Source organism: Halomonas sp. AOP27-A1-41, from assembly GCF_052378605.1.
Classification (GTDB): Bacteria; Pseudomonadota; Gammaproteobacteria; order Pseudomonadales; family Halomonadaceae; genus Vreelandella; species Vreelandella citrativorans.
Window position 1 is genome coordinate 1 of the sequence record NZ_JBQSXT010000016.1, and the last position, 12,311, is coordinate 12,311.

Sequence of the window (12,311 nt, forward strand, 5' to 3'; positions counted from 1 at the left end):
CTCCCCCGTGGCACTGACCACTGTGCCGTCCTCGTTGATGGTGAGCACCGGGGCGTCCGGGGCATCTGTATTCAGCGTGAACGTCAGGCTGCCGGGCTCGGAGACATTACCTGCCTGATCAGTCTGACGAACAAGGAAGATATTCTCGCCTTCAACCGCAACAGGTGCTTCATTGGTCCAAGTGGTACCTCCATCGGTGCTGTGCTCTAGCGTGGCACCCTCTTCCACACCGCCTACGGTGTAGCTGCCATCGCTGGTTATACCGTCCACGTCACCGGTGTCGTTGTCCAGGCTGACCGTCGGGGCGTCCGGAGCGGTGGTGTCGACCGTGACCGCGCCGAGCGTGCCGTTGTCACTGGTGTTGCCGGCCGCGTCGGTTTGTCGGGCGACCACGTCGCCGTCGGCGTATTCGCCTTCGGGGAGTTCGAAGCTTTCGCCCTCACCGGCGGTCCAGGTGTCGCCACCGTCGGTGGAGTATTCCCAGCTGCCGTCGGCGATCAGATCGCCCACGTTGACGGTGCCATCGCTGGTCATGCCGTCCACGTCACCGGTGTCGTTATCCAGGCTGAGGGTCGGGGCGTCCGGGGCGCTCCCTTCGTCTGGCACATCGACTATGGTCACTTCAGCATTGATATTCGCGGACTGCTCTTCGTTGGTCACAGCATCCACGACATTTACGGTGAAGCTGTCTACACCCTCGTTTCCGGTCTCTGAATCCGGCGTGTATGTGTAAGAACCGCCGGTATTTATGATCAAAGTGCCATATTCACCAACGACCTCTATCTCTCCATTCACTGGCGTGAACTCAGTACCATTGAAGGTGATGGACTGAACTTCCAAGTTGCTGGTATCTCCGCTGGCCGCTTCATCGATAAAGTTACCTTCGGCAACCCCACCAACGGTGATATCTTCAACTTCCAGCAAGTCAGTAGCGGTGACTTCAAGCTCACGAGTGATGGCCACACCAACACTGATCAGGTTCGGATCGGGGACCAAGGTAGCGCGATATTCGCCCGCATCCAGATTCTCCAAAGTCACCTGCCCGGAGGTACCACCCAAGCCAAGCAGGCTCAGTGAAAGCAGACCTTCGTCGAGATTATTCTCACCATCCTCGACACGTACCCACTCCCCGCTTTCAAAGCTTTCAACGATCAGAACATAGTCGCTCAGCACACCAATCCCAAGAGCTCCAGAGATATCAGCGTTGAACGTGGTCTCGTTGGTATTCTCATCCAGACTGAATTCGACCAGAGGATGACTACCAGAGCCAATATCCAGGCTGGCGAGACCACCGACAAGATCGATACCAAGCAAGTTGAACTGGCTATCGCTGTCAGTATCCGGCGTTTCTTCCGGCTCATAGCTGACTTCACGCTCCAGATTCCCAGCAACATCGATATCAACTAGGTCGAAGTCGGCGTCAGCATCAGCGTCCGCATCCGCATCGGCATCTGCGTCCGCATCGGCGTCAGCATCGGCGTCTGCATCGGCATCGGCATCGGCATCGGCATCGGCATCGGCATCGGCGTCAGCGTCAGCGTCCGCATCGGCATCGGCATCGGCGTCCGCATCAGCATCGGCGTCCGCATCAGCATCAGCGTCCGCATCTGCATCCGCATCGGCGTCCGCATCTGCATCCGCATCTGCATCCGCATCTGCATCGGCATCCGCATCGGCGTCTGCATCCGCGTCCGCATCGGCATCGGCATCAGCATCCGCATCCGCATCCGCATCTGCATCGGCATCTGCATCGGCATCCGCATCGGCGTCCGCATCTGCATCCGCATCTGCATCCGCATCGGCGTCTGCATCCGCATCGGCGTCCGCATCCGCATCAGCGTCCGCATCTGCATCGGCGTCCGCATCCGCATCGGCGTCAGCATCCGCATCGGCGTCCGCATCGGCGTCTGCGTCCGCATCGGCGTCCGCATCGGCGTCTGCATCAGCATCCGCGTCAGCGTCAGCGTCCGCATCGGCATCGGCGTCCGCATCGGCATCGGCGTCCGCATCGGCATCTGCATCCGCGTCGGCGTCCGCATCGGCATCTGCATCCGCGTCGGCGTCCGCATCTGCATCGGCATCGGCATCCGCATCTGCATCCGCATCGGCGTCAGCATCGGCATCTGCGTCCGCATCGGCATCAGCATCAGCATCAGCGTCGGCATCCGCATCAGCATCCGCATCCGCATCAGCGTCCGCATCGGCATCGGCGTCGGCATCGGCATCTGCATCTGCATCCGCATCCGCATCTGCATCGGCGTCCGCATCGGCGTCAGCGTCCGCATCTGCATCGGCGTCCGCATCGGCGTCAGCGTCCGCATCTGCATCGGCGTCCGCATCTGCATCGGCGTCCGCATCGGCGTCCGCATCGGCGTCCGCATCGGCATCGGCGTCCGCATCAGCATCAGCGTCCGCATCAGCATCAGCATCAGCGTCCGCATCGGCATCGGCATCGGCGTCGGCATCGGCATCGGCGTCTGCATCCGCGTCGGCGTCCGCATCAGCGTCGGCATCGGCGTCCGCATCCGCATCCGCATCTGCATCGGCGTCCGCATCGGCATCCGCGTCTGCATCGGCGTCTGCGTCCGCATCGGCGTCCGCATCGGCGTCTGCATCTGCATCGGCATCTGCATCCGCGTCGGCGTCCGCATCTGCATCGGCGTCCGCATCGGCGTCCGCATCGGCGTCCGCATCTGCATCGGCGTCTGCATCAGCGTCTGCATCCGCATCGGCATCTGCGTCCGCATCAGCGTCGGCATCCGCATCAGCGTCCGCATCAGCATCCGCATCGGCGTCGGCATCCGCATCGGCGTCCGCATCTGCATCAGCGTCCGCATCTGCATCTGCATCAGCGTCCGCATCTGCATCTGCATCGGCGTCCGCATCTGCATCGGCGTCCGCATCTGCATCAGCGTCCGCATCTGCATCCGCATCGGCGTCTGCATCCGCATCGGCGTCCGCATCGGCGTCGGCATCCGCGTCTGCGTCCGCATCCGCGTCTGCGTCCGCATCGGCGTCAGCATCGGCGTCAGCATCGGCATCGGCGTCCGCATCAGCATCAGCATCAGCATCAGCATCAGCATCAGCGTCTGCATCGGCGTCCGCATCAGCGTCTGCGTCCGCATCGGCATCCGCGTCAGCATCGGCGTCCGCATCAGCATCCGCGTCAGCATCGGCATCGGCATCGGCGTCAGCATCGGCGTCAGCATCGGCGTCGGCATCCGCATCGGCGTCTGCATCCGCATCGGCGTCGGCGTCCGCATCCGCGTCGGCATCAGCATCAGCATCAGCATCAGCATCAGCGTCCGCATCGGCGTCTGCGTCAGCATCGGCGTCCGCATCAGCATCAGCATCAGCATCAGCATCAGCATCAGCATCAGCATCAGCGTCTGCATCGGCGTCCGCATCCGCATCCGCGTCCGCATCAGCATCAGCATCCGCGTCAGCATCGGCATCGGCATCGGCATCGGCATCGGCATCGGCGTCAGCATCTGCGTCGGCATCGGCATCTGCATCAGCGTCTGCATCAGCATCCGCATCCGCATCCGCGTCCGCATCCGCATCGGCATCGGCATCCGCATCGGCGTCTGCATCCGCATCGCTGTCGGAATCAGAGTCGCTGTCGGAGTCCGAATCACTATCGGAGTCCGAATCACTATCAGAGTCCGAATCGCTATCGGAGTCAGAGTCCGAATCACTATCGGAGTCCGAATCACTATCAGAGTCCGAATCACTATCGGAGTCCGAATCGCTGTCGGAGTCCGAATCGCTGTCGGAGTCCGAATCGCTGTCGGAGTCAGAGTCGCTGTCGGAGTCAGAGTCCGAATCACTATCAGAGTCTGAATCACTATCGGAGTCTGAATCACTGTCGGAGTCTGAATCACTATCAGAGTCTGAATCGCTGTCGGAGTCAGAGTCGCTGTCGGAGTCCGAATCACTATCAGAGTCTGAATCACTATCAGAGTCCGAATCGCTGTCGGAGTCAGAGTCCGAATCACTATCAGAGTCTGAATCACTATCAGAGTCCGAATCGCTGTCGGAGTCAGAGTCGCTGTCAGAGTCCGAATCACTATCAGAGTCCGAATCACTATCGGAGTCCGAATCGCTGTCGGAGTCAGAGTCCGAATCACTATCGGAGTCTGAATCGCTGTCGGAGTCAGAGTCCGAATCACTATCAGAGTCTGAATCACTATCGGAGTCTGAATCACTGTCGGAGTCTGAATCACTGTCGGAGTCTGAATCACTATCAGAGTCTGAATCACTATCAGAGTCTGAATCGCTGTCGGAGTCAGAGTCGCTGTCGGAGTCCGAATCACTATCAGAGTCCGAATCGCTATCGGAGTCAGAGTCCGAATCACTATCAGAGTCTGAATCGCTGTCGGAGTCAGAGTCGCTGTCGGAGTCCGAATCACTATCAGAGTCCGAATCGCTGTCGGAGTCAGAGTCGCTGTCAGAGTCCGAATCACTATCAGAGTCCGAATCACTATCGGAGTCTGAATCGCTGTCGGAGTCAGAGTCCGAATCACTATCGGAGTCTGAATCGCTATCGGAGTCAGAGTCCGAATCACTATCGGAGTCTGAATCACTGTCGGAGTCCGAATCGCTGTCGGAGTCCGAATCACTATCGGCGTCGGCATCCGCATCCGCATCGGCGTCTGCGTCCGCATCACTATCGTCACCAAAGTCACCGATTACCGTGGTCGACTCAGAGACATTGCCCATGTCGTCGATGGCGACGACGTCGTACTCTGCACCGTCGGCCAGTGGCTCATCCGTGGTGATGGCGTAGCTACCGTCCTCGTCGGCGTCACCTGACCCGACAACGTTGCCGTCGGCATCCCGGATTTCCACCGTGCTGCCTGGCTCTGCTGTACCGCTGATCGTGGTGCCATCGGGATCGCCGTTCTCATCCAGGGTGTTGGTCACACTGTCAACGCTGGGTGCGTCGGGTGCCGTGGTATCACCGGTCACCGTGGCTGGCTCAGAGACATTACCCATGTCGTCGATGGCGACGACGTCGTACTCTGCACCGTCGGCCAGTGGCTCATCCGTGGTGATGGCGTAGCTACCGTCCTCGTCGGCGTCACCTGACCCGACAACGTTGCCGTCGGCATCCCGGATTTCCACCGTGCTGCCTGGCTCTGCTGTACCGCTGATCGTGGTGCCATCGGGATCGCCGTTCTCATCCAGGGTGTTGGTCACACTGTCAACGGTGGGGGCGTCGGGTGCATCCGCATCGGCGTCCGCATCAGCATCGGCGTCAGCATCGGCATCGGCATCGGCATCGGCATCGGCATCGGCATCGGCGTCCGCATCAGCATCAGCATCAGCGTCCGCATCTGCATCAGCGTCTGCGTCCGCATCCGCGTCGGCATCTGCGTCGGTATCTGCATCTGCATCTGCATCCGCGTCGGCATCTGCATCTGCATCCGCGTCGGCATCTGCATCTGCATCCGCGTCGGCATCACTGTCAGAGTCTGAGTCACTGTCAGAGTCCGAATCACTATCGTCCCCCGACACAGCGGGGCTGGAGGATGAGTCCGATGCAGCAATAGCGGCGCCTAAAACACCGAGCGCACCAAGCGCAAATACCCACGGGGGAACACCACCTACAGGAGCCAACGTCTCTTCGTTAACTTCCGCAAAAGCAAAGCCCTCCCATGGCGACTGGTACTGGCCAAGCCAAAGAACGCCGTTAGCGTCCTCTAATATCAGCTCGCTGCGCGCGCCGTCCTCCTCAACGAAAAAGTTGGCAATAACGATCTGCTCACCTGATTTAAGAGTAATAACCAGATCCATTCCTGACTGGTTAAAAGCCTCAATTTCTTCAGGCCCTACTGGCAACTTCACCGTACTAGGGGACTGAAGACTTATCATTTCCCCCCAAGGCTGTTCTGCCACATTTCCATCAGCTTTATCTGTAATGGCAATCATTTCGTTATTCATAACTCACCCTTTTCGTTCTAGAGCCTAAGCGTTCACGCGCAGTCTCTGAGCCCTTAATTTACTCTCGACACTAATAAAAAGTGGCTGCAATATCTGCAACCACGTTGAAATAGCTACTAGAATCTTTCAGATAAGGATATGTACACTCGACGGTTAGGAGCCAAGCATGACTTAAGTTCATTGCCTTTTACGTCTTCACAGCTAATGACTGGGTCGCTCGCTCCTCGCCCTTCGTATTTAATCCAGCGAGGGTCAACTCCACTCTTGATTAGCGCTGTTGCTACTGCTTCAGCCCTACGTTCGGAAAGCTGCATATTATAATTAGAAGGCCCTATACGGTCTGTATATCCCAGTATAGAGATCGAGGGGCTCTCGAAATATTGACGAATTTCTGCGGCAACTTGGCTAATGGCGTTTTCACCCTCGGAAGATATGGAGGCACTATCAAAGGCAAAAAGAAGGTCAGCTGAGAGGTTATATTCTTGGGGCTCCGAAAGCTCCATATATAGACGTTCGCACTGAGGGCGCCTCCACTCAGTGCTGATCATGACATCTTGTTGAAATGATACTCGATACTGGCAAACCAAATAGTCAGATTCAGATAAAGGTAAATTGATATTATACAACCAGTTATCATCTTGAAAGGTCGACCTCATATCATTAGGGCTACCAAGAAGGCGTTCAACCTCTCTTTTATTTATACTTAACCCAGACCTTTGTTCGACACTGCGAACATCAGGTACTGGAATAAAAGCGCCATCGCGAATAAAGCTTTCGCTTAGCGTAGTAAAATCAGCGCTTACGTCTGAGAACTCTTGCGCTTTAGCTAAACCAACAGCTGAGGACAGCACCCCAATCATTGAGACAAGCGCTATTGCCTTTGGCCCTATTCCCATGATTCGCCCCTTACTTACAGTTAACGCCACCTTTTCAGGCCTGTTCCGCTACAAGCCTTACGGGCAGCATTGTTTTTTTATCCAAGCAAAGCCGGTCCTTTTAATCTCATAAAGCTAAAAGCTATAAACCCATAACCTTTTTTGCATGATTTCTATGTTATGTAACGTACATAAAACTAGCGATACTTCCTCAACCTGCATAAACCGTCAAGCAAAGTGCTTGCTGCTCTGTTTCCCTTTTCAGATCGAGCACCTACGCATAAGTAAGCGCTCACTAATGACTTCTTCTTAAAAACCAAGCCTATTGAGCAGAATTTCAAAATACAAAAGATATGTCTCAAGCCACATACTAGTACATTTCTCTTAAAATAACCTACTAAATGGATTATACAAGCACTCAAAAAAGTGCAGGGATGCCCACTAAGCAAAGCCATTATTTTTCTATAAGCATTCTAAACGTCAACCTACAATGAACGTATACATACTTAAAAAAACACTAACATGCTCAGCCTCACCTTACCACTCAAAAATAAATTATAATTAACCCATTATTTTAAATAAAAAGATCTGCGCAATAGAGAAGATGATAATAAAAACCATTGCCATCTACTCTTGACTAAAAAGTAGCCTGCTAAATATAAGTCTGGCTCAAAAGATGACTGACTTGTGGTCAACAACCGAATTAACGTACAAAAAAACACCTTGAGTTACATTACGCTTCAAAAATATGGCGTAAGTGCAACAAACAAAATTAATACTTTGCTTATGCAACATCCATTCTTCTAGCTGCGTCATTCACAACGTTTTTTGTAGAGTCACTTCACCGTAGCCAACTTCACCTAGTACAAGCATGACTAATGTAATAGGTAGCTACCATTGAAAAGAGGGTGACAGGCAGGAGGGGGCAGGCTACTGAGAAGTGTTTCTATAGTCCAAGGCCCCCTATAAATATAGCTTTAGCGGCGTTTAGGCTTGCGCATTGTTTGTACCGGACGACGCTTATTTTTGTCGCGACTCCAACGGTTCTTCTCGTCCGGCGTCAGCTCAGGCACCTTACGTGTTTCAAGGTTAGCGATCGTGGCGAGATCATCGACTTCGTCTTGCGAAAGCTCGATCCACTCTCCCGCTTTAGCACGCTTATCAATAAAGATGTTGCCGTAACGCACACGCTTCAGACGGCTAACCGTAAGCTCTTGAGACTCCCACAGGCGGCGCACCTCGCGGTTACGTCCCTCAAGAATGACGACGTGGAACCAGGTGTTGATACCTTCACCACCAAACTCTTGCACATCGGTAAAGCGCGCAGGGCCATCTTCCAGCATAACGCCATCCACCATCGCTACGATGTGTTCGCGCTTTACTTCGCCCATTACGCGCACGGCGTATTCACGCTCAACCTGGGTTGAGGGGTGCATTAACCGGTTGGCAAGCTCGCCATCGGTCGTGAAAAGCAGCAGACCGCTGGTATTGATATCCAGTCGGCCAATGGCAATCCAGCGCTCGCCTTTTAGCCGTGGCAAACGCTCAAATACGGTACGACGGCCTTCCGGGTCTTTACGGGTGCACAGCTCGCCTTCTGGCTTGTTGTACATGATGACGCGACGCGGCGCTTCGTTCTCGGGTCGCAGTGTAACGGGGCGGTCATCGAAACTTACTTTATCGCGCATTTCAACGCGGTCACCCAGCTTGGCGACCTGGCTGTTGACCTTTACTCGGCCATCAGAAATAGCGGTTTCCATTTCGCGCCGCGAACCCAGTCCCGCTCGGGCAAGCACTTTCTGGAGTTTTTCACTAACGGGAGGGGTGTGGTTACTCTGAGTCATGATCGTCTGACCTCATATCATTGGTCTGCGTGCGTGCGCTGTCATCATGTGGGCGCTGCGCACGTGCCGCAAGTCGAGCTTCTAAATCAGCAAAACTTAGCGGCTGGGTTAACGCCGTCTCGGCGTGGTCGTCGGCTCTCTCAGCCGTCTTGGGTGGCGCATCCTGCACGCTTTCTGGCGCTTCGTCCAGTGTTTCTTTGGGCCTTGATTCCTCGCTCTCCTCTTCAAGGAGAGCCTCTTGTGAAACCGGTAACTCAGCCTCTTCTCTTTCCTCCCAATTAACCAATTCATGCATGGGGGGAAGTGCATCCAGTGTTTTCAGGCCAAAATCGTCCAGAAAGCTTCGTGTAGTGGCATAGACGGCGGGCCGTCCGGGCACATCGCGGTGACCAACCACACGAACCCATCCACGCTCCATTAAGGTGCGCATGATCGAACTGCTCACGCTGACCCCGCGTACTTCTTCGATATCACCACGGGTAACGGGCTGCCGATAGGCAATCAACGACAGCGTTTCAAGCAGCGCACGCGAATAGCGCTGGGGGCGTTCGTCCCAGAGGCGTGACACCCAATGCGCAAGGCGTGGCTGAATACGCAGCTGAAACCCTGACGCGGTTTCCACCAACTCTAACGCGCCCTCTTTATGGCGCAGAGCAAGGCGCGCTAATGCGTCACGCAACTCTCGTCTCGGCGGGCACTCATCGTCGATAAACAGCGTTTCGAGCCGCTCGACATCCAACGGCTCGCCTGCGGCGAGCAGCGCGGCTTCTATAATGTTGTCTAAGGTGGTGTCCTTCACGGTGCCTCCTCATCAGGCTCAAAGGCAGGCTCTTCAAAGGCGCCGCCTGCTTCCTCTAAAGCAAGCGTTTCAAAAGCGGCTTCTTCATCGACTATCGCGCCGCTGCGCGCTCGAACATGGATAGGAGAAAGCGGTGCGTTCTGGACAATTTCGATCATTGCCTCCTTCGCTAGCTCCAAAATAGCCATAAAGGTGACGACCACGCCTGCCCGCCCCTCTTCCAGGGTAAACAGGGCTTCAAAAGGCGTGTAGCGTTGGTGCGCGCTGTCTTCGCTGAGCTGCTCCATGATCTTGAGCATACGCTCGCGGGTAGACAGTACCTCACGGCTAATCTGATGGGACTGCGTTAATTCGGCACGTTTCAGGATATCGGAAAGCGCACTCAGCAGTTCATCAAGCTCTACATCCGGGTGAATCACCCGCGACTCAAGCGGGGGCAAACCCGCCTGTACACTAAACCAATCCCGCCCTACACGAGGCAACGTATCCAGCGTTTCAGCAGCGGCTTTTAAACGCTCATACTCTTGCAGGCGACGAATCAGCTCTGCCCGAGGGTCCTCTTCATCTTCGCCCTCCGCTTTGGGCGGCCGAGGCAGTAGCGAGCGCGATTTAATTTCCGCCAACATCGCGGCCATCAGCAAGTACTCACCGGCAAGCTCGATCTCCATCGCCTGCATCAGCTCTACGTACTCAATGTACTGATGGGTAATCGCGGCCACGTTGATCGTCAAGATATCTAAGTTTTGCCGACGAATAAGGTAAAGCAAGAGATCCAGCGGTCCTTCAAAGGTTTCCAGAAAAACGCGCAGCGCCTCGGGAGGAATATACAAATCCTCCGGCAGTTGAGTAATCGGCTCATCGAACAGCCGCCCAAGCGCTTCGACGACGGGCTCTTGTGCCAACGTCGCCATGCGTTCAGGATCAGCGGTGGCGTTTTGTGTGTCGCTCACTCAGTCGGTATCTCTTGGTCAGTGGGCATTAGAAGGCAGTGTAACAAAGTCAGCACCTGACGTTGCGCCTGGCGCACGGTGCGTTAGCCTGCTTCGGCAGCTTTACGATAGCGTCCTTCGTAGTCGAAGAGCTTGTCGCGAATCTGGAAATGTCGGCCCACCTTGCGCCCAACCACAAAATCCGGATGGCGCAAGCGGCGCTGCTCGCTAATAACGTCCTCTGGCTTGAGGGGTTGCCAGGGCGTGCTCGGAGCGCGCAAATGCCGACGCAAAAAGGCGGCATAAAAGGCGCGGCGCTGGGCGGGGGTTTCCAGGGCAAACCACTCAGAAAGTGTTGTGCCATCCTCATCGTAATAGGTCACTTTCAGACGCGGCAGGCCACGGCCATTAAGGGTTGCATCCAATTGCATGCCACTTACCCGTAATACACGGGCATCTTTTAATTTGAGTGCATCTTTAAGCTTGTCATCCGCATCCACCAGCAGCTGTTCGCAACCGTGACAGCGACGCGCCGCAATATCATTTTCAGCGCCACAGCTATCGCACACCTTGAAACGAAAGCGAAAATCACACTGGTGGCGCTTGCCTTTATCATCGTCAAGCAGCCCTTGGCAGCGACGCCCAAAATGCTCAATGACCAGTTCGCCGTCGCGCTTGCCCCAAAACAGATTAGCGTGGCCGCAGGCCGGGCATTCAACCTGCACCGGCTCATTGTCGCCCGGCGGTTTTGGCTCGCCCACTTCTGGTGCGTAAAGGTCCCAGGGGTTGCCCGCGTAATCCAAAATAAGGCAATCCTGCTTCCCCGGTGAGAGCCGAAGCCCCCGGCCCGCAATCTGCTGGTAAAGGCTGACCGACTCCGTAGGCCGAAGCATCGCAATCAAATCCACATGCGGCGCATCAAAGCCGGTCGTCAGTACCGAGACATTCACCAGGTATTTAAGCTCACGCGCCTTAAAGGCATTAATCAGCTCAGTACGCTCCGCCGACGGAGTCGCTCCGGTAATCAGCGCTGCCTGGTCGGCAGGCAAATACCCCATGATCTCTTCAGCGTGGGCGACAGTTGCTGCAAATATCATCACCCCATGCCGCTCAGTGGCGCGCTCAACAATCTGGCTGATAATCATGGGAGTGGCGCGATTGCCTGCCACGACGCGATTTAGCTCGGCTTCACGGTAATGGCCGTTTTCTGCCGGCGCCAGCATGGAAAAATCATACCCTTCAATCGCCATATCCAGGCGTTTGGGTTCGGCAAGATAGCCTTGCTTTACCATCAAACGCAGCGGCTGTTCGAACACGCAGTCACGAAAAAAGCTTGCGTCACTGCCGCGCACCATGCCGTGGTAATGACGATGGTAGATAAACCCCTGGCCTAGCCGGTAAGGCGTCGCGGTCAGCCCTAACACTTTCAACTTCGCGTTTTGTGCCCGCAGGTGATCAATCACTTGGCGGTAGCTTGCGTCTTTATCAAGCGACACCCGGTGGCATTCATCAATGACCAGTAGAGTGAAGCCTTCGTCATTGAACGCCTCCAGATTACGCACTACCGACTGCACCGACCCAAACACGACCTGGCGCGACGCCTCCTTGCGCTTTAAACCCGCGCTGAAGATATCGGCTTTAAGCCCATAGGCCTGATACTTGGCGTGATTCTGCTCCACCAGCTCGCGTACATGCGCCAATATCAATACGCGACCTCTCGCCAAGCGGGCCAGTTCGGCAATCACCAACGACTTCCCGCTTCCCGTAGGTAATACCACCACCGCGGGTTCGCTGGACGCACGAAAATGCGTAACAACACGTTTCACCGCGTCCGTTTGGTAAGGGCGTAAAGCAGGTGGTGGCATATAACTCCAACAGCCAGAAAATTACTTTGCTGGATCAAGCGGGCAAGAGCAAC

Annotated in this window: 6 protein-coding genes; all 6 read right to left on the reverse strand. The window is 55.6% G+C overall.

The features are described 5' to 3' along the window. Positions 1–5,946, reverse strand: a 5,946-nt coding sequence (locus tag ACT3TC_RS11465; RefSeq protein ID WP_444640163.1) for a BapA/Bap/LapF family prefix-like domain-containing protein, incomplete at its 3' end; no start/stop codon positions are given. Between the two features lie 116 nt (positions 5,947–6,062). Continuing rightward, a complete protein-coding gene (locus tag ACT3TC_RS11470; RefSeq protein ID WP_444640164.1) occupies positions 6,063–6,842 on the reverse strand; it encodes an OmpA family protein in 780 nt (259 codons plus the stop codon). Positions 6,843–7,798: 956 nt separating this feature from the next. Beyond that, positions 7,799–8,665, reverse strand: a complete 867-nt coding sequence (gene rluB / locus ACT3TC_RS11475) for a 23S rRNA pseudouridine(2605) synthase RluB (protein ID WP_172117399.1) — start codon at positions 8,663–8,665, stop codon at positions 7,799–7,801. After that, positions 8,652–9,464, reverse strand: coding sequence for an SMC-Scp complex subunit ScpB (gene scpB / locus ACT3TC_RS11480; RefSeq protein WP_172117398.1), 813 nt, complete (start codon positions 9,462–9,464; stop codon positions 8,652–8,654). The genes rluB and scpB overlap by 14 nt, the downstream gene beginning before the upstream one ends. Next, positions 9,461–10,375, reverse strand: coding sequence for a segregation and condensation protein A (locus ACT3TC_RS11485; protein WP_444640202.1), 915 nt, complete (start codon positions 10,373–10,375; stop codon positions 9,461–9,463). Before ACT3TC_RS11485 ends, scpB begins: the two co-directional genes overlap by 4 nt. A gap of 122 nt (positions 10,376–10,497) precedes the next feature. After that, the gene (locus tag ACT3TC_RS11490; protein WP_444640165.1) at positions 10,498–12,258 is read right to left on the reverse strand and encodes a DEAD/DEAH box helicase; all 1,761 of its coding nucleotides are present in this window, start codon (positions 12,256–12,258) and stop codon (positions 10,498–10,500) included. Between the last annotated feature and the right edge of the window lie 53 nt (positions 12,259–12,311).